We start from the raw sequence: 18868 nt of genomic DNA on the forward strand, positions 1-18868 counted from the left end.
AAAAACGTACGTTATCTACTAGACACGAGGAAAAAGCGACCGTTTAAAAGGCGAGTCTGGCGCTCATAGCGTACAGATTCAACGTTGCAGATGTTTTTTCTGAGCGTCGCTCGGGATGTTTTTCCATCGATTTTCGGCGACTCTGGTTCGACGAATGCGCTCGATCTCGGGATGGCTCTTCTGTTTACAGGTTTACCGTATGTATACGTAGTAACAGTTAACAAGGTGCCTCGTTTTCTGTGGATAACCTTGGTTTACCGAATCAATTCATTAGCTTGCCGCTCGTATAACAGGATGCACAGCGTGTGCGGCAGCGACGGGTATACAAGGGTAACTTTTCGCGATTTTCGACGGCAGCCAAGTTACCCCGTTTACGTCCACAACGGTTCCACATGAGTTGCACCGGTAAACGGCGCGGTTATCCACAAGCTTCAGTGGATAACTTTTCCTGTCGCCGATGTTCAGCGTGTGCGGTTAACGCGCCGTGCCCTGGCGTAACGCGCGTAAGAGGAAGCGAGCAGGATCGATGTCTTCGGCCAACTCCCGTTCGAGCGGCCATGGCTCGCCTTCGATCTGCGAGGCGATCAACTCGGCGCCTAACGCTGCCCAGACCAGACCGCGAGACCCGTAAGCGAATGCGCTGTACAAGCCGTCGACGCGCGGCAAATCGAGCGGCCATGCGCCACGCAGACGCTCGGCGTCGCGCATCGAGGCGGCTTCGTTGGCGACGTTGCCGATCATCGGCATGCGGTCGCTCGTGACACAGCGAAACGCAACACGCCCGGCGAGTGCTGCCGCCTGTGACGGCTCGACGATGCCGTCAAAGGCTGGCAGCATCTGCGCGACACGCTCGAGGTTTTCCAGATGGCCATCAGGCCGCAGTGAGGAGTCAGGGTCGTCGAGTTCGTAGGTGGCGCCGGTGAGTGTGACGCCGTCGGCTAGCGGGACAGCGTAGCCTTCGCCGATCACCGGCACTCCAAGCGAAGGTACCGTGCCCGGTGGCAGCAAGGTCAACTGGCCGCGGATGCTGCGGGTCGGTGCGTGTTGCAAACCGGCGATGCGCGCGGCGTCGTGTGCGCTTGCGACAATGACCACCGGCGCGCGAGCGATGGCCTGCCCTGCTGCATCGAAGACGATCCATTGATTGCCGGATCGCTCGAGGCGCGCCACGTCCACACCAAAGCGGCGTTCGAGCAGATCGCCTGCCGCTGCGCACTGCGCGGCGCAAAGCGATGCCGGGTCGATCCAGCCACCATGAGGAAAGAGCCAGCCGCTTCGCACGAGCGGCATACCGGCAAGGGCTTGCGCTTCGCTCAGTGATACGGGCGTCACGTATTCAGACGGGTAACCGAACGTTGCGATTGCCTGACTCATCGCGCGTGCTTCGTCGTCGTCCGCGGCGATTTGCAGCAGTCCCGGGGCGCCGCGCAATGGACAGTGGCCAAGCCGTTCGAGCGCTGCCCAGCGCCTCAGCGTGTAGAGAAAGCCCGCACGCGTGACACGCGAAGCGACGCTGTCGTCGCGCGAGATCATTGGATGGAATACGCCGGCCGGATTGCCCGAGGCGTCCTGCGCCACCGATGCATGGCGCTCCAGCGAGGTGACGCGCCAACCCCGTGCAGCCAGGCGCTCGATCATTGCGCAGCCGGCAAGACCGGCGCCGATCACGATGGCGTGCCGCTCGTCGACCTCTAGCGGCGCTGGTGGCTCGTAGCGGCGCACGCGCCAGCGCGGCGCGAAGTGGCCGACCAGCATCGCCCGTTTCCAGCCGAAGCCGTCGACCTTGCGATACTCGAAACCACATTGCGTCAACGCGCGTTTAATGTCGCCAGCGCTGGTGTAGGTGGAGAATGTGGCGCCTTCGCCCGCCATCCGGGCGAGCGCCTTGAAGATCGCAGGCGTCCAGATCTCGGGGTTTTTGGCCGGCGCGAAGCCGTCCAGGTAGAACGCATCAGCGCGCAGTCGCAGGTTTGGCAAGGTTTCCCCTGCGTCGCCGAACACGAGCGTCAGGACGATCCGGCCGCCTTCGAATTCCAGCCGATGGCTGCCGGGCACGAGCATCGGCCATGCGTCGGCCAGCGTTTGCGCGAGCGTGGCAATCGCCGGATCGGAGATCGTCGCGGCATACAGGCTTTGCAAATCGGCTTGAGTAAAGGGATGTTTCTCGGTCGAGACGAAGTGCAGCCGCTCGCAGCGCGCGGGATCGTCACGCCAGGTAGCCCAGGTCATCAGGAAGTTGATGCCCATGCCAAAACCGGTTTCGAGCACGGTGAAAATGCGGCGGCCCTGCCATCGGTCCGGTAGCGCATTGCCGCGCAGGAAGACGTATTGGGCTTGCTCGAGACTACCGACAGCACTGTGATAGATGTCGTCGTAGAGCGGCGAAAAAGGTGTGCCGTTGTCGCGAAACGCGAGGACGGCGGGGATCAGCGGATCGGTCATGCGCGACGGAAAATGACGCTCGAAAGAGCGGGTCAGACGTTACCACCAGCGCGCGCAGCTCGCCGGGCGGCGAAAAAGACGCTCAGAACGTTGGCAAAAACCAACGCTAAGCCCCGTCCATACAGGGTTTGAGCCTCCAATCGAGGCTCGCGAAGCGAAAAAAGAAGGGTTTCCCCTCGATATCGGCCCCGGAACCGCTTAATTTCTTCGAAACCCTTATCCTGATTGGGTTTGCGCTGCGCTATCATAGCAAGCGCCGCGAAGGGAGCGGCAGCACGGCCGACGGGTAGTCAAATCGCCCGGCGCTATTGTCCGGAGGGGATCCGGACCGCAGCTGCTCGACGGCGTGGCTCGCGCACGTATAATCGGCGCGTTCGCGCTGTTCGTGTCAACCTAAACTCAGAAAGGAACCTTAATGAACAAACAGGAACTGATCGACGCCGTCGCAGGACAGACCGGCGCCAGCAAGGCTCAAACCGGTGAGACGCTGGACACGTTGCTTGAAGTGATCAAGAAGTCTGTGTCGAAGGGTGACGCGGTCCAGTTGATCGGCTTCGGCAGCTTCGGTTCGGGCAAGCGCGCAGCACGTACGGGTCGTAACCCCAAGACCGGCGAAACTATCAAGATCCCGGCCGCCAAGACCGTCAAGTTCACGGCTGGCAAGGCGTTCAAGGACGCCGTCAACAAGCGCTAAGCAGATTACTGCCTGGCAGTTGACACCCGCCAATGGCGGGTTTTTTTCGCCTGCGATTTTGTGTTTGAGCCGCAACCGCAACAGGCGTCGCGGCCAAACATTCAGCACCAGGGCAAGGGCTGCCTAATCGTGGCGATGCACAATTTCGCCATGACCATGACCATGACCATGACCATGGCCGTCGTGGTCGTGGTCGTCTTCGTCGAAATCCCATGCCGGGAACGGATCGGCGAATTGTTGCCACGCATGCGATCCCGCCGTGTATTCCTCGTCGGTCACGAGGCACGCGTCGAACTTCGCTTTCCAGACAGCCGGGTCGATGCCGACGCCAATCATCACCAGTTCCTGGCGACGATCACCGATGCTCAGGTCGTCCGGATCGCCATACCAGTCGGCGGCAATTTCGGCGGCCAGCTCGTCATCGCCGTCCGGCCATTCGCTGCGATCCTGAGCGGCCCACCACATCCCCGCCGGACCATGCCGGCAAGCGCCGCCCGCCTGCGACAGCGAACCGGCGATGTCGTTGCGCGTGGCGAGCCAGAAGAAGCCCTTGCTGCGCAAGACACCCTTCCACTCCTCATGCAGCAATGCCCACAGGCGCTCCGGGTGAAACGGCCGTCGCGCACGGTAAATGAAATTGCCGATACCGAATTCGTCCGCTTCACCATGATGAGCATGGCCGTGCTCATGGTCATGCTCGTGCTCGTGATTGAGCGACGCCAGCCAGCCTGGCGCGCTCGATGCCTCGTCGAAATCGAAGCGCCCGGTGTTCAGCACTTCGGCAAGCGGCACCTCGCCGAAACGGCTCACCACCTGCACTGCGCGCGGATTGATACGGGCAAGGATGCGCTGTAAACGCGTGAGCTCATCCGCGCTTACCAGATCGGCCTTGTTCACCACCAGTACATCGCAGAATTCAATCTGCTCGATCAGCAATTCGACCAGCGTCCGGTCGTCCTCTTCGGTCGCGGCGATGCCCCGTTCGGCGAGCGCATCTGCTGAACCGTAGTCGCGCAGGAAGTTGAACGCATCGACCACGGTCACCATCGTATCGAGCTGTGCGACATCGGACAGCGACACGCCGTCGTCGTCAACGAAGGTGAAGGTTTCGGCAATCGGCATCGGCTCGGCTACGCCGGTCGACTCGATCAGGATTGCATCGAAGCGTTTTTCGCCGGCCAGCCGCCTGATCTCGACCAGCAAGTCGTCGCGCAACGTGCAGCAGATGCAGCCGTTCGACAGTTCGACGAGCTGTTCTTCGACATGCGAAAGCGCAGCGGCGTCGCGCACGAGCGTTGCGTCGATATTGACGGCGGCCAGATCGTTGACGATCACGGCGACGCGCAAACCGGCGCGATTCGCGAGGATGTGGTTCAGGAGCGTGGTCTTGCCGGCGCCCAGAAAACCGGAGAGCACGGTGACTGGCAATAGCGGCTGGTTCATCGCAGTACGGAAAGACAAGAGGATTGGAAGGCGTGCCGGGCTTGGGTTGCATGACTCCGGGACCGGAAGATGGCCGAACAGCGACGGCAGCACGAAGCCGCATTGTGCATCAAACGGGGAGTAACCGCGTGACGGGCCGGATCAGAATGCCTGAGCAGCCACGCTGACAAGCACCGGCCGGAAAGCCGCACCGGCATGAGCGCCAGCAAAAGTGCCTGACAACGAATCGACGAAAGGACCCACGACGATACCGCTCAGTGTGCAGCCGGCATCAGGTTCCACTTGCGCAGGATCGCGGCGATCTGCTGTGCATATTTATCACGCAGTGCCGGCGTCTCGGAGTGATACGCGCCGACCGCCTGCCAGGTATTGCCGTACTTGTTCATCTGGCGGCGCAGATGCCATGCCGCTATATAAACGTTCTTGCAAGGCTCCATCAGCGTGCCTTGCGAGATGCCGTACTGGGCGAGCGTCGGCAGATGAATCGAGTTGATCTGCATAACGCCGTAGTCGGTCGAGCCGTTGGCGTTCTTATGCAGCGCGTCCGGCCGATTGTGTGACTCTTGCCACGCAATAGCACGCAAAATCAAGGGGTTGACCTTCTGATACCCTGCGGCCGCGTCAAAACAATCGGCGCGCGCGGACCCTGCTGCGATCAGCACGGCAAGTCCTGCGGCGACGGTGACGAAGGTTCGTTTCATCAGTCAAGATGACTAAACAAATCGCAAGGGTAAGGTTCGGTAAGGTAATGCATCGGCCATACTTCAGCCGCTGGAAGCCGCTGAGGCTCACTGGCCGGGCCTTCGTCGGACATCGGGGAAAACCCGTGTCGGCAAGTCGCAACCAGTACCTCGAACGGCTCGTATCATACCGGCAGACTTAGACGCGTCAAGTTGGCTAACCGACATAATCAAGCGTAAAACCAAGGACTTCTGCGGTTTGGCGCATGGAAGCTCATTTGCTTTCAATTGCTTGACGGTTCGAAACGGTATTTAGAGTAATCGCACGGGCCGTTTGTTTTGTGACAAATCCGACATGAAAAACTGTTACTGTTCATTTTTTTCGGACATTGGATGTCCGGCATCCGGGCCGTTGATCGCCTGTGACGCCGGCTGGCAGACCGATAGGGCGGCGGCCTGCTCAAATGTTCGCACTGCATGACCGTCGACGGCTACGGCCGTTGGCATCGATCCCACATTCCATGAGAAGAAATCGTATGGCATTGCGTCGCGTCGCAACGGCGCTGCTGGTGGCTGGATTGATCACCGCGCAGACAGCACAGGCACAGGTGACACTCAACTTCGTGAACGCCGATATCGACCAGGTGGCCAAGGCGATCGGCGCGGCAACCGGCAAAACGATCATCGTCGACCCGCGCGTGAAGGGTCAACTGAACCTCGTTTCGGAAAATTCGGTGCCCGAAGACCAGGCGCTCAAGACCTTGCAATCCGCTTTGCGGATGCAGGGTTTCGCGCTGGTTCAGGATCACGGCGTCCTGAAGGTCGTGCCCGAGGCTGACGCCAAGCTGCAAGGTGTGCCGACCTACGTCGGCAATACACCGGTTGCACGAGGCGATCAGGTCATCACGCAGGTGTTCGTGCTGAAGAACGAATCGGCCAACAACCTGTTGCCGGTGTTGCGTCCGTTGATCTCGCCGAACAATACCGTGGCGGCCTACCCGGCCAACAATTCGATTGTCGTGACCGATTACGCCGACAACGTGCGGCGTATCGCGCAGATCATCGCGGGTGTCGATACGGCGGCGGGCCAGTCGGTTTCGGTGGTGCAGTTGAAGAACGCCAACGCGATCGACATCGCCACGCAGTTGACCAAGATGCTCGACCCCGGCGCGATCGGTAGCACCGACGCGACGCTGAAGGTGTCGATCACCGCGGACCCGCGCACCAACTCGCTGCTGATCCGTGCGTCGAACGGTGGCCGGCTCGCGGCGGCGAAGCAACTGGCGAAGGAACTCGATACGCCGACCACGATGCCTGGCAACATGCACGTCGTGGCGCTGCGCAACGCGGACGCGACGAAGCTCGCGAAGACCTTGCGCGGGATGCTCGGCAAAGCCGGCGACACCGGCTCGTCGGGCGGCTCGAACGAAGCGAATTCGTTTAACCAGAACGGCGGCGGTGGGTTGGGCGGCAATTCGACAGGCACGTCGGGCACGCCGCCGTTGCCGTCGGGCGGACTCAACGGTAGTTCGGGGGCGTCGCCGTTGGGCGGTAGCGGGGGAGGCTACGGCTCGAACGGCGGTGCCGGTTCCAGCGGCCTGCTAGGCGGCGACAAGGACAAGAGCGACGACAATCAGCCAGGCGGCATGATCCAGGCGGACTCAGCAACCAATTCGCTGATCATCACCGCGGCCGAGCCGGTATACCGCAACCTGCGGGCGGTGATCGACCAGCTCGACGCGCGGCGCGCGCAGGTCTATATCGAGGCGCTGATCGTCGAGCTGAACTCGAACACGAACGCCAATCTCGGCATTCAGTGGCAGGTCGCGAACAATTCATTGTTTGCCGGCACCAACCTGTCGACCGGCAACAGCAACAGCATCATCAATCTGACGGCCTCCGCCGCGGCAGGCGCGGCCACCGGCGGTCTCGCCGGGGCGCTCGGAAGCGCGAGCGGGGGGCTCCAACAGGGGCTCAACGTCGGTTGGGTGCACAACATTTTCGGTGTGCAGGGACTCGGCGCGCTGCTGCAGGCGCTGTCGCAGACCGCGGACGCGAACGTGCTGTCGACGCCTAACCTCATCACGCTCGACAACGAGGAAGCCAAGATTGTCGTCGGTACGAACGTGCCGATCCAGACCGGTTCGTATTCGAATCTCACGAGCAGCACCGCGACGTCGGCATTCAATACCTACGACCGCGTCGACGTCGGTCTGACGCTGCACGTCAAGCCGCAGATCACCGACGGCGGGATTCTCAAGCTGCAGCTCTACACGGAAGACTCGGCGATCGTGAACGGCACGACCAACGCGACGACCAACCCTGCCGGCCCCGAGTTCACCAAGCGTTCGATCCAGTCGACGGTGCTGGCCGATAACGGCGAGATCATCGTGCTGGGTGGCCTGATGCAGGACAACTATCAGGTCAGTAACAGCAAGGTGCCGTTGCTGGGCGATATTCCGTGGATCGGCCAGCTGTTCCGCTCGGAACAGAAGACCCGCAACAAGACCAACCTGATGGTGTTCCTGCGCCCCGTGATCATCACCGACCGCGCTACCGCGCAGGCCGTGACCTCGAACCGCTACGATTACATCCAGGGCGTACAGGGTGCCTACAAGTCGGACAATAACCTGATCAAGGACAACGACGATCCGGTGGTTCCGCCGATGCCGATCGGTCCGAGCCAGGGCGGTTCGCCCGCGATGAACCTGTTCGATCTCGACAGGATGCGTCGTCAGCAGCTAACGCCGCCGGCAGTTTCGGCGCCGGCGCCGGTCACGAATGGCGGGGCTGTGACGACGAACCCGGTCATGAATAATGGCGGAACCGTGCAGCAGACGTACCCCGCTACGAATGGCGCCGCTGTGCAGACGAACCCGGTAACGGTGACGCCTTCCACCGCGTCGCCCGGAGTGCAGCCGTGAGTACGCCGTCCACGCCGCCGTCAGCTTCCGCGTCGTCGGCAGCGGCGCGCGCCGCTGCATCGACGCAAGCCTCGGCAATGCCGCCCGCCGTCGTGGCGGAGCATGCCGAGCGCATTGCACCGTCAGGAGTCGCCGCGCGCCTCGTGCCCTACGGCTTTGCCCGCAGCGGCCAGATTCTGGTCGCGCATCAGCATGCCGACAGCCTCGAAATCTGGATCAGCGAGCGCACCAGTGATGCAGCGCTTGCCGAGGTCGCGCGTAACTTTGGCGCGTTGTCCATTGTGCGTGTGCCGGCTGACGAACTTACCCAGGCGATCAACCAGGCCTATGCACGCCAGGACGGCAGCGCGGCGCAGGTGGTCGGCGAAGTGGAAGGCGAAGTCGACCTGTCGCGTTTGATGCAGGACATTCCCGAGGTGGAGGATCTGCTCGAGTCGGAAGATGACGCGCCGATCATCCGCATGATCAACGCGCTGCTCACGCAAGCCGCGCGCGAACAGGCTTCGGATATTCACATCGAGCCGTTCGAGACTTCGTCGGTGGTGCGCTTTCGCGTCGACGGCACGTTGCGCGATGTCGTGCGGCCGAAGAAAGCGTTGCATGGCGCGCTGATCTCGCGGATCAAGATCATGGCGCAGCTTGATATCGCCGAGAAGCGTTTGCCGCAGGACGGCCGTATCACGCTGCGTGTCGGCGGACGTCCGGTCGATGTGCGCGTCTCGACGCTGCCTACCGGTCACGGCGAACGCGCGGTGCTGCGTCTGCTGGAAAAGGACGCGTCGCGACTGAATCTTGAAGCGCTCGGCATGGCCCCGGATACGCTCGTCAAGTTCGACAAGCTGATCGGCAAGCCGCACGGCATTGTGCTGGTGACGGGCCCGACCGGTTCGGGTAAGACGACCACGCTGTATGCGTCGATGTCGCGGCTTGAGACCGCGACCACCAACATCATGACGGTCGAAGACCCGATCGAATACGACCTCTCGGGCATCGGCCAGACGCAGGTCAACGAGCGGATCGGCATGACCTTCGCGCGGGCGCTGCGCTCGATCCTGCGGCAGGACCCGGATGTCATCATGATCGGTGAAATCCGCGACCTGGAAACCGCGCAGATCGCGGTGCAGGCATCGCTGACAGGTCACCTTGTGCTGGCTACGTTGCACACGAACGACGCGGCATCCGCCGTGACGCGTTTGACCGACATGGGCGTCGAGCCGTATCTGCTGGCGTCGTCGCTGCTCGGCGTGCTGGCGCAGCGGCTGGTGCGGCGTTTGTGTTCGGTGTGCCGCGAAGAACGCGTCGAAGAAGACGGCAGCGTGCGCTGGCATCCGGTCGGTTGCGACAAGTGCGGGCAGTCCGGTTATGCAGGCCGGCGCGGCGTGTACGAACTGCTTTTGATCGACGACGAAATCCGCACGCTGGTTCACCGCAACGCAGCGGACGCCGAGATTCTCATCGCGGGCCGCGCACAAGGTATGCGTACGCTGCGCGAAGATGCGGACCGCTGGCTCGCGTCCGGGCTGACGTCGCTCGAAGAAGTGATCCGCGTGACGGGCGGAGCATAAGCGCATGCCGGCATTTCGTTTCGAAGCGATCGATGCAGCGGGCAAGGCGCAAAAAGGCGTGCTCGACGCGGACAGCGCGCGCGGCGCGCGGACCAATCTGCGTTCGCAAGGACTGACGCCGCTCGTCGTCGAACCGGCGGCGACGCGCACCCGTGGCGAGCGCAATCAGCGCCTGTCGATGGGACGGCGGTTATCGCAGCGCGAGCAGGCAATTCTCACGCGTCAACTGGCCAGTCTGCTGATCGCCGGCTTGCCGCTCGACGAAGCACTTTCAGTGCTGACCGAGCAATCGGAGCGCGACTACATCCGCGAGCTGATGGCGTCGATTCGCGCTGAAGTGCTCGGCGGCCATTCGCTCGCGAATGCGCTGACGCAGCATCCGAAAGACTTCCCCGAGATCTATCGGGCGCTGGTCGCCGCCGGTGAACATACCGGCAAACTCGGTCTCGTGCTCTCGCGTCTGGCCGACTACATCGAGCAACGCAACGCGCTCAAGCAGAAGATCGTGCTTGCGTTTACGTACCCGGCGATCGTGACCCTCATCGCTTTCGGCATCGTCACGTTCCTGCTGAGCTACGTGGTGCCGCAAGTGGTGAACGTGTTCGCCAGCACCAAACAGCAACTGCCGATTCTCACCATCATGATGATGGCGCTGTCCGGTTTCGTGAGGCACTGGTGGTGGGCGATGCTGATCGGGGTGGTCTTACTGGTGTATCTGGTGCGCTCGATCCTGAGGCAGCCTGGTCCGCGGCTCGCCTTCGACCGGTGGCTGTTGACCGCCCCGCTGCTCGGCAAACTCGTGCGCGGCTACAACACGGTGCGCTTTGCCAGCACACTCGGCATTCTGACGGCAGCGGGCGTGCCGATTCTGCGCGCGCTGCAAGCCGCCGCCGAAACGCTCAGCAACAACGCTATGCGCGAGAACATCGACGATGCGATCGTGCGGGTGCGCGAAGGCACGTCCCTGTCGCGCGCGCTCGGCAATACGAAGACGTTTCCGCCGGTGCTGGTTCACCTGATCCGTTCGGGCGAAGCGACCGGTGACGTGACGACCATGCTCGACCGCGCGGCCGATGGCGAAGCACGCGAGCTGGAGCGTCGCACGATGTTCCTGACGAGCCTGCTCGAGCCGTTGCTGATTCTGGCGATGGGGGGCGTGGTGCTCGTGATCGTGCTGGCGGTGATGCTGCCGATCATCGAGTTGAATAACCTGGTGCAGTGACCGGGGAGAGTTTGAAGTTGCGCGGCCGATCTGACTATGTCGGCGGCTATGCCGACGGCTTGCTCAGGTGGCGAATGTGGCGGCCGCGCAATCAGCTGAAGCGATCCGATGTGGGACGACTCAGCGCATGTAGATCGTAGGACCTGCAGAATTAGCCGGCAGGAACACTTCGGAATGCGCGCCATTGCGGTCGATGACGATCGAGCGGGCACGGACTTCGGAGAGTTTGGCGCCTTGCATGAGCGTGCTGCCGAGCGACACCGCATGCGGCGGTTCGCCGCCGACGCTGACGATGGCCGCGGCGCCTTCACGCAAAGCGAGGATGCCGAACAGATGCACGTCCTGGTTGGCGCTGCGGGTGAGCTGGCCGCCGAAGAGTGTGGCGGCCTGGTCGGTCGAGACCTGCGCATGCGCGGCGGCCGCTGGCAACGGTGCGCCCGACGTCGTGGAGATCGTGATGACCCAATAGGTCAGCGTCGCGCAAAACACGGCGAACAGCGCGAGCGACAGAAGGCGGATTTGGATGGCGTTCATGCGCATATTGTACGGACTATTGTGAAAATTGCGTTGGGGGAAAGTGCCCTAACCTGGCGCTTTGCGCCAGGCCCGGCGGTTTCTCGCAACCCTTCAACTACATGACATTAAAATGACCGGCCGGGCGTGTTCAATGGCACCCTGATTGTCTGACACGCGAATCCCGCCCGATCGAAAATTTCACCTGAAAAGAGGTAGCAAGCTATGCAACTGTCGACCACTCGCCGTACTGAAATCGCGGGTCCGCGCAGCCGTCGTCAACGCGGTTTCACGCTGATTGAAATCATGGTCGTGATCGCGATTCTGGGCATTCTCGCCGCATTGATCGTGCCGAAAATCATGAGCCGTCCGGACGAAGCGCGGCGCGTGGCGGCCAAGCAGGACATTGGCACCGTGATGCAGGCACTGAAACTCTACCGTCTCGACAACGGCCGTTATCCGACTCAGGAGCAAGGCCTGCGCGCCCTGGTCGAAAAGCCGGGTACGGACCCGGTGCCGAACAACTGGAAGGACGGCGGTTATCTCGAACGTCTGCCGAACGATCCGTGGGGCAATAGCTATCAATATCTGAACCCGGGCGTGCATGGCGAAATCGACGTGTTCAGCTATGGCGCGGACGGTAAAGCGGGCGGCGAAGGTAACGACGCCGACGTGGGTTCGTGGCAGTAGTCCGATAGTTCAGTAGTTCAGCAAGCGCCGTTGATTTTCAGGCGCGCCGGACCGCCCTGCTCTTTTGGCGATCCACCGCGCGTCTTATCGACTCATTGTTTTTCTGATCTTTAGTTGATCGTTCGTGGCCGGCACTATGCGACTGTCCGCTTGCAAGTCCCGTGTGGACACTCCGTGTACGGCGCCGCTGCCGGGCATGGCGTGCGCCGGAACGCGCGTGCGCGGGCCACGTGGCTCACGTGGCCCAGGTGGCTTACGCGCTGGTGGCCCGAAGCGCGCGGCGGGTTTCACGCTGCTGGAAATGATGGTGGTGCTGGTGATCGCGGGCATTCTGGTATCGCTGACCGCGCTGACGATGACGCGCAACCCGCGCACCGATCTGAACGAAGAAGCGCAGCGTCTCGCGCTGTTGTTCGAGTCGGCCGGCGACGAAGCGCAGGTGCGCGCACGGCCGATCGCCTGGCAACCGCTCGATGGCGGCTTTCGCTTCGATATGCGTACCGAAGACGGCTGGCGTCCGCTGCGTGACGATCTGCTTGGACCGCGCAACTGGGAAGGTGGCGTGACCGGCGTAACGATCAATTACCCCGGGTCGGATTCGCACCCGAGCCGTGTCGTGTTCGGCACCGAAGCGATCGACGTGCCGGTGCAGATCACGCTGTTTTCGGCGGCGGGGCGCGCGACGATTGTCGGCACCGGCAATGGCCGCTATGAGGTGCACTGAGATGCGTCGTTGCAGGGACATGGGCGCGCGCGTATCGCAGCGCGGTTTTACGATGATTGAAGTGCTGGTGGCGCTGGCGATTATCGCGATTGCCTTGGCGGCGTCGTTGCGCGCGGTGGGGAGTCTTGCGAATGGCGAAGCCGATTTGCATCGTCGTCTGCTCGCGGGATGGAGCGCGGACAATACGCTGGCGCAATTGCATTTGACGCATGGCTGGCCGAACGTCGGCTCGACGAGTTTCGACTGTTCGCAGGGCAATTTGCAGTTGATCTGTACCGAGCATGTGACGGCGACGCCGAATCCGGTGTTTCGTCGAGTGGAAGTGATGGTGACGATGCCAGGGCGTTCCGGCAATCTTGCGCAGATGGTTACGGTGGTCGCGAATGAAAACAACCGTTCGCTCTAAGCGCCGTAGCCGATCGGGCGCGCGTGGTTTCACGCTGATCGAGTTGCTGGTCGCTATTGCGATCATGGCGGTGATTGCCGTGCTGTCGTGGCGCGGGCTCGATCAGATCATTCGCGGTCGACAGACGATCACGAGCGCGATGGAAGACGAGCGCGTCTTTGCGCAACTCTTCGACCAGATGCGGATCGATGCACGGCAGGCCGCGTCGGATGATGAATCCGGACAGGCGGCGGTATCGGTTTCAGGCAGCGTGCTGCAGATCGTGCGGGAGATGTTGTTACCGGGGACGGCGCCGCGTTTGCAGGTGGTGAGGTATCGCGTGTCCGAGGGTCGCGTGGTTCGGTATGCATCGCCGCCGTTGGAGAATGTGGGCGAGTTGCGGCGCGCGCTGCGCGGCGGTGAGGGAGATGGCTGGACGGCGGTGCCTTTGATGGGTGGGGTCGGTGCTATTTCTGCCCGTCTTTATGTGCCGAAGGTTGGCTGGACCACGCAGATGAAGGATGTGCAGAGTGCTATCACGGAGAACGATAATAATTTGAAGGTGCCCCAGTTGGGGAATGCGCCGCTGCCGCGGTCGGTGACTGGGCTGGAAGTAAGTGTTGGGGCTAAGTCGTTGGCGCGGCCTGTTACGCGGGTTTTTCTCGTCGGAGAATGAATATGAAGTTCTCTTTTTTGTCTCCGCGACGCTATGGGGTTTTGTTGTTGTTGTTGTCTTCGCGACGCGTTATGTTTGGGCGCGTGCGGCCGGGCTATTTCTTCGGTTCTTTCTCTGCTTCGTGTGTTTGTCTGCGATCTTGCGGTGTTGGCCTTTCCTTGTTTTCTTATCGGTCTATTTGTGTCGCCCCTGTGCGGGGCAGGCACCTACTTTTCTTTGCCGCCGCAAAGAAAAGTAGGCAAAAGAAAGCGGCTCAAACCGCTAATGCTAAGCGGGTCCCCCGCGCAGCTAACGGCAGTGGTGCATCTGGAATCGGTGCTCCCGCACATTCAACGTTCGTGACAAGGCAGTCATCCGTTCCGGCGGCGCTGCGCGCGCCGAGCGGCACATCACGAAAAACACGGGGTGCTTCTGATGCTTGTGCACCGGGCGCCATCTTTGGCGTTTCCGACACTCACGCCTCGATGGGCATTGCGTTTGGTTCTTCTGGCACCCGTGCCCCGGCGGCTATCGCCTTTGCAGGCGGGGAGGCACGGCTGCTCCCATCAGCGCTTGTGCTCTCATCATCCGATCGTTTCGACGTGACGCGCCTTTCGGCTGTGGGCACTTTGCCCCACGCACAGGCATCTGCAGAAAAAGCGGATAGGCGCCCCGCCGAGGCGAAGCCAACGGCCCCCACCCACCCCAAACGAAGCCACTGGTTTTCCAGGCAAACCCGTCCGGCGAGCGCGCAGCGCGAGGCGGAAAGTATGACGGCTTTGTCGCTCCGGGTTGAGGATACGGGGGCACAGATTCCAGATGGACCACTGCCCCCTCCAAGCCAGGGGACCCGCTTAAGAGTTAGCGGTTTGAGCTGCTTTCTTTTGCCTACTTTTCTTTGCAGCAGGCAAAGAAAAGTAGGTGCCCCCCCGCACAGGGGGAAAGCTAATAAACCAATAACAAACCAAGGAAAGGCCAACGCCGCAGGCGTACAACCAGAAAAGCGGCCGCAGGCAAATCAAGAAAAGGCCAACGCCATAGGCGCACAGCCAGAAAAGCATCCGCAGACAAAACAACAAGGCGTAGCAATCATCAGCGCCCTCCTGGTAGTCGCACTATCAGCGATCCTGGTATCAGGCATGCTCTGGCGCCAGCAAGTCCAAATCCGCAGGATAGAAAACCAGCGCCTCCTATCCCAGGCGCAATGGGTCGCACGAGGCGCGCTCGACTGGACGCGCCTGATTCTCCGCTCGGAGGGCGACACCTCAGCAGGCATCACCTATCTGGGCGGCCTTTGGGGCGTCCCCATCGCCAAAACACGACTGTCGGATTTCCTCGGGCAAATAGGTGAAGTCAGAGCCGAGCAAGGTCAGGAAACCTATCTCTCAGGTTCGATCGAAGACGCCCAGGCGAAATTCAACCTCCGCAATCTGGTCTCGAGCCCAGCGCCGGGCGTCATGCAACTGAACACGGAACAGATCGGCGCCTATCAGCGTTTGCTCGTGTCCCTCGGCGTGAACAGCCAACTGGCAAAAAACACCGCCGTCCAGGTCCGCGCGAGCCTCGCTCAATCGGCGACACGCTTCCAGACAGTCACGTCCACTACCGGGACAACAGCGACCCCGACCCCGCAGGGCGGCGCCACCGGTGGCAGCTTCACCGACAAACCCGGTATGGAAGACGGCGACGACAACGCGGCGCTCGCGCCGCTGCAAATGATCAGCGTCGATTCGCTGCTCGACGTCCCCGGCTATACGCCGGAAATGATCGCGCGCTTGCGGCCGTTCGTTACCGTGCTGCCGACCGTATCGGCTGTCAACATGAATACGGCCTCCGCCGAAGTGATCGCGGCAATCGTGCCGGGAATGAGTCTGTCGTCCGCACAAGCCTTCGTCGCGCGCCGGCAAACGGTGTTTTTCCATAACGTGAGCGATGTGCAACTCGCCTTGACGGGCGCCGGCGTACAGTCGATCGCGATTGATCCAAGCGACATGGACGTCAACACGAATTACTTTCTGATCCACGGCCGCGTGCAGCACGAACGCGCGGAAGTGGACCGCACGACCCTCGTCTATCGCGACGCATTGACTCACACTACGCGTATCGTGCGGGTACAAGATCAACTATGAATAACGCCTTCCCCAGAGAGAGTGGCCTTTGAGCACGCTGATCGTTCTATTGCCGCCGCGTGATCCGGCGGTGCCATCGCAGGAATGGCAACTGCCGGACCTGCCGTTCGTCCTGCTCGACAAGTCGGGCCGCACCCAACGCACGGGCCGCTCGGCGCTCGCGCTGCTGCCGCGCGCTTCGTCGACGGTGCTGATGGTCGCCGCCCGCGACCTGCTGATGATGCCCGCCAAGCTGCCGCCATTGCGCGGCCCCCGGCTGCGTCAGGCGTTGCCGAATATCGTCGAGGATCAGCTGATCCAGGACCCGCAAACCTGCCACATCGCCGTCGACCCGCAGCCGGTCGCGGGCGGCCGGCAATTGCTCGCGATCATCGACCGGGGCTGGTTCCGCTTCATCTGCGAGGGCTTTGCCGCAGCCGGGCACCGCAGCGTGCGCGCCGTGCCGGTTACGCGCTGCCTGCCGCAAGCAGTCGCACTTGATACACCCGCCGAGGTCGCGGAAATGGTCAACGCGGGCGAGCCGGTCATGGCGGGCTCGGCTAGCGTGGCGACGTCGCTGCCGGGCGTGGCGCCCGTGGTGGCGCCGGGCGTCGCGTCGGCGGTGCCGATGGTGGCGGCCGTGCTCGGCGCCGTCGTCCAGACCGCGCCCGCGTTGCTGCTCGAAGGCGCGATTGAAAGCGCGGTGGTCAGCGGCGCGCCGCGCGTCGAACTGGCTATTGCGCGCGGCGTGCAAGGCGAAGGGCTGGCAGTACCGGCAAACGCCGTGAACGCGACGCTTGCCGCGCTCGCCGGTGCGGCGCCAGTTTCGTTGTACATGCTGACTGAGGCGCCCGGCAACGAGCCGAGTCTTGCTGCAACCGGCCCCGCAAGGCTCGCTGCCCATATCCATGGGGCCAGCCCGCTGCCCTTCGAGCAACTTGCGCGTCGTGCGCTGGAGTGCCGCTTCGATCTGTGTCAATTCGAGTTCGCCTCGCAGCCGTGGCGGCTCGACCGCGCGACGCTGCGGCGTCTGCGCCTGCCGGTCATGCTGGCAGTTGCCGCGCTGGTGATCGCGATCATTGGTGCGAACGTGCAGTGGCTGATGCTCGCGCGCCAGCGCGACGCGATCAACACGCAGATGACCGAGCTGTTCCTCAACACCTTCCCCAAGACGACGGTTGTGCTCGATGCGCCCGATCAGATGTCGCGCCAGTTGCAGCAGTTGCGGGTGGCGGCGGGTGAGCTGTCGCCGGACGATTTTCTGTCGCTCGCCGACGGTCTCGCGCGTTCGTTGGCGCCGGTGCCGGTCAACGGCATCGCCGCGCTTGACTATCACGACCGGCGGCTCGATGTGACCTTCAAGCCCGAAGTGAAACTCGATGCCGATTTCGCCAAGCGGCTCGCGCGCAACGGGTTGACCGGCGCGATCGATAGCAACACCGGCAAGTGGACCATCAGGAACGGACAATGAAAGCTGAACTCGCCCAAAGCTGGGCTGGATTCTGGGATCAGCGCACCGAGCGCGAAAAAACGCTGCTGGCATGGGGCGGTGGCGTGCTGGCCGTAGTGATCGCGTGGTCGGTGCTGTGGGCGCCGGCGCAGGATGGCCGCGCGCATCTGCGTGAATCGCTGCCTACGTTGCAGCGTCAGCTGGCGCAGATGACCGCGCAGTCGAATGAAGCGCGCCAGCTCTCCGCCGCGGCTCAAGGTGTGGCGCCGACCGGCGCTGCGCTGAAGGACGCGCTCACCGCCTCGCTCAGCGATCACGGTCTTGCCGCGACCCAGGTGCAGGTGATCGGCAACGCGGTGCAGATCCAGATGAAGAACGCGTCGTTCCCGGCGTGGACGAGCTGGGTCGACGATGCGCGCAAGCAGTTCAAGGTGCAGGTCGCCGAGGCGCACGTGACCGCGCTCAAGGAAGACGGCCAGGTGGATCTGATGGCGTCGTTGCAGCCGTCTACCGCGAAATGACCGCGCCGCTACAGGATCTCGCATGAATTACTGGATGCGGCGCCTGCGCGTCGCGCTCCCCTGGCTGGTGGTCGCGATACTGGCGAGCGCGGCCGTGATGCTCACGTTGTTGCCGGCCGCCTGGATCACACCGCAGTTCGCCAAACAGACCCGTGGCCACATCAATCTCGTCGACCCAGCCGGCTCACTGTGGCACGGTTCGGCCACACTGATGCTTGCCGCCGGTTCCGACATGAGCGCAGCGAGCCTGCTGCCGGGGCGGATCGAATGGCGCACCGCGTTCTGGCCGCTCTTCACCGGCCGTGTGCGGATGATCATGCGGCACAGCGAAGCGATGCCCGATCCGATCACCGTCGACATCACCCCGCGCAGCGCCATCGTCACGCCGGGTGCGATGGCGGTACCGGCTTCGCTGCTAAGCGGCCTCGGCGCGCCTTTTAATACGCTCGATCTGCAAGGCGACGTGCGTCTCGCATGGTCCGATTGGCGCAGCTTCAATCAGGAAGCATTCGGGCAACTGACTGTGACGCTGAACGATGTCAGTTCGCGCGTCTCACTGGTCAAACCGCTGGGTTCATACCGGCTGTTGTTTCAGGCGCAGGGTGTGTCGTCCACGCTGGATCTGACCACCCTCAAGGGGCCGCTGATGCTGACCGGCAATGGCAGCGTGTCACCGGCCTCGACGTCGTTTCATGGGACGGCCAGCGCCGCCCCGGAAGCGCGCGACAATCTCGCAGGACTGCTGAATCTGCTGGGGCGGCCAAGCGGGCCGGATACGGTCGCGTTGACGTTCGTGCACTGAGGCGCGGGTTGGCGCGAGTGTCACGCGGTTAAAAAAAGAGGCATGGCCAC

The 18868-nt window shown here is 62.5% G+C and carries 16 protein-coding genes; 12 read left to right on the forward strand and 4 right to left on the reverse strand.

What is annotated here, in order from left to right:
• Positions 1–474: 474 nt before the first annotated feature.
• Positions 475–2442 carry a bifunctional tRNA (5-methylaminomethyl-2-thiouridine)(34)-methyltransferase MnmC2/FAD-dependent 5-carboxymethylaminomethyl-2-thiouridine(34) oxidoreductase MnmC1 gene (mnmC, locus tag PQR40_RS10850; RefSeq protein ID WP_408508967.1) on the reverse strand — a complete coding sequence of 656 codons (1968 nt, stop codon included), beginning with the start codon at positions 2440–2442 and terminating at the stop codon, positions 475–477.
• Positions 2443–2857: 415 nt separating this feature from the next.
• Here mnmC and PQR40_RS10855 point away from each other — a divergent pair, with 415 nt between their 5' ends.
• Positions 2858–3136 (forward strand): HU family DNA-binding protein, encoded by a 279-nt coding sequence (locus PQR40_RS10855; RefSeq protein ID WP_006050811.1) that lies wholly within the window; start codon positions 2858–2860, stop codon positions 3134–3136.
• Positions 3137–3259: 123 nt separating this feature from the next.
• Here the strand turns inward: PQR40_RS10855 and PQR40_RS10860 are convergent, their stop codons facing one another.
• Both PQR40_RS10860 and PQR40_RS10865 read right to left on the reverse strand, forming a co-directional pair.
• Positions 3260–4579: a GTP-binding protein gene (locus PQR40_RS10860; protein WP_408508968.1), complete on the reverse strand. Its 1320-nt coding sequence runs from the start codon at positions 4577–4579 to the stop codon at positions 3260–3262.
• A gap of 254 nt (positions 4580–4833) precedes the next feature.
• Positions 4834–5280, reverse strand: coding sequence for a lytic transglycosylase domain-containing protein (locus tag PQR40_RS10865; RefSeq protein ID WP_325044055.1), 447 nt, complete (start codon positions 5278–5280; stop codon positions 4834–4836).
• A gap of 515 nt (positions 5281–5795) precedes the next feature.
• On the opposite strand from PQR40_RS10865, the gene gspD reads away from it, so the two are divergent.
• Genes gspD through gspF form a run of 3 tightly spaced genes read left to right on the forward strand, consistent with a single transcriptional unit; the run spans position 5796 to position 10970 of the window.
• Positions 5796–8183 (forward strand): type II secretion system secretin GspD, encoded by a 2388-nt coding sequence (gspD, locus tag PQR40_RS10870; RefSeq protein WP_408508969.1) that lies wholly within the window; start codon positions 5796–5798, stop codon positions 8181–8183.
• Positions 8180–9748: a type II secretion system ATPase GspE gene (gspE, locus tag PQR40_RS10875; RefSeq protein ID WP_408508970.1), complete on the forward strand. Its 1569-nt coding sequence runs from the start codon at positions 8180–8182 to the stop codon at positions 9746–9748. The genes gspD and gspE overlap by 4 nt, the downstream gene beginning before the upstream one ends.
• Positions 9749–9752: 4 nt before the next feature.
• Complete coding sequence (gspF, locus tag PQR40_RS10880; RefSeq protein ID WP_408239181.1) at positions 9753–10970, forward strand: type II secretion system inner membrane protein GspF; 1218 nt, start codon at positions 9753–9755, stop codon at positions 10968–10970.
• A gap of 120 nt (positions 10971–11090) precedes the next feature.
• Here gspF and PQR40_RS10885 read toward each other — a convergent pair whose 3' ends face one another.
• Positions 11091–11504, reverse strand: a complete 414-nt coding sequence (locus tag PQR40_RS10885; protein WP_408239178.1) for a type II secretion system protein N — start codon at positions 11502–11504, stop codon at positions 11091–11093.
• 204 nt (positions 11505–11708) lie between these two features.
• Between PQR40_RS10885 and gspG the strand changes: the two genes are divergently transcribed.
• The 8 genes from gspG (at position 11709) to gspN (ending at position 18818) form a co-directional block, all read left to right on the forward strand.
• A complete protein-coding gene (gene gspG, locus PQR40_RS10890; RefSeq protein ID WP_408239175.1) occupies positions 11709–12173 on the forward strand; it encodes a type II secretion system major pseudopilin GspG in 465 nt (154 codons plus the stop codon).
• A 196-nt stretch (positions 12174–12369) separates the two neighbouring features.
• Positions 12370–12897 carry a GspH/FimT family pseudopilin gene (locus PQR40_RS10895; RefSeq protein ID WP_408239283.1) on the forward strand — a complete coding sequence of 176 codons (528 nt, stop codon included), beginning with the start codon at positions 12370–12372 and terminating at the stop codon, positions 12895–12897.
• A gap of 1 nt (position 12898) precedes the next feature.
• Positions 12899–13303, forward strand: a complete 405-nt coding sequence (gspI, locus tag PQR40_RS10900) for a type II secretion system minor pseudopilin GspI (protein WP_408239172.1) — start codon at positions 12899–12901, stop codon at positions 13301–13303.
• A complete protein-coding gene (locus PQR40_RS10905) occupies positions 13281–13958 on the forward strand; it encodes a PulJ/GspJ family protein (RefSeq protein ID WP_408239169.1) in 678 nt (225 codons plus the stop codon). Before gspI ends, PQR40_RS10905 begins: the two co-directional genes overlap by 23 nt.
• A 1016-nt stretch (positions 13959–14974) precedes the next feature.
• Positions 14975–16066 (forward strand): type II secretion system minor pseudopilin GspK, encoded by a 1092-nt coding sequence (gene gspK, locus PQR40_RS10910; protein WP_408484217.1) that lies wholly within the window; start codon positions 14975–14977, stop codon positions 16064–16066.
• Between the two features lie 28 nt (positions 16067–16094).
• Positions 16095–17516 carry a type II secretion system protein GspL gene (gspL, locus tag PQR40_RS10915; protein WP_408239166.1) on the forward strand — a complete coding sequence of 474 codons (1422 nt, stop codon included), beginning with the start codon at positions 16095–16097 and terminating at the stop codon, positions 17514–17516.
• Entirely contained in the window at positions 17513–18016 is a 504-nt protein-coding gene (locus PQR40_RS10920) for a type II secretion system protein M (RefSeq protein ID WP_172309496.1), read from the forward strand. The genes gspL and PQR40_RS10920 overlap by 4 nt, the downstream gene beginning before the upstream one ends.
• Before the next feature lie 22 nt (positions 18017–18038).
• Complete coding sequence (gspN, locus tag PQR40_RS10925; protein WP_408334924.1) at positions 18039–18818, forward strand: type II secretion system protein N; 780 nt, start codon at positions 18039–18041, stop codon at positions 18816–18818.
• Positions 18819–18868: the final 50 nt, after the last annotated feature.

Origin of the sequence: Paraburkholderia sediminicola (assembly GCF_046026855.1) — a bacterium.
Lineage (GTDB): Bacteria > Pseudomonadota > Gammaproteobacteria > Burkholderiales > Burkholderiaceae > Paraburkholderia > Paraburkholderia sediminicola_A.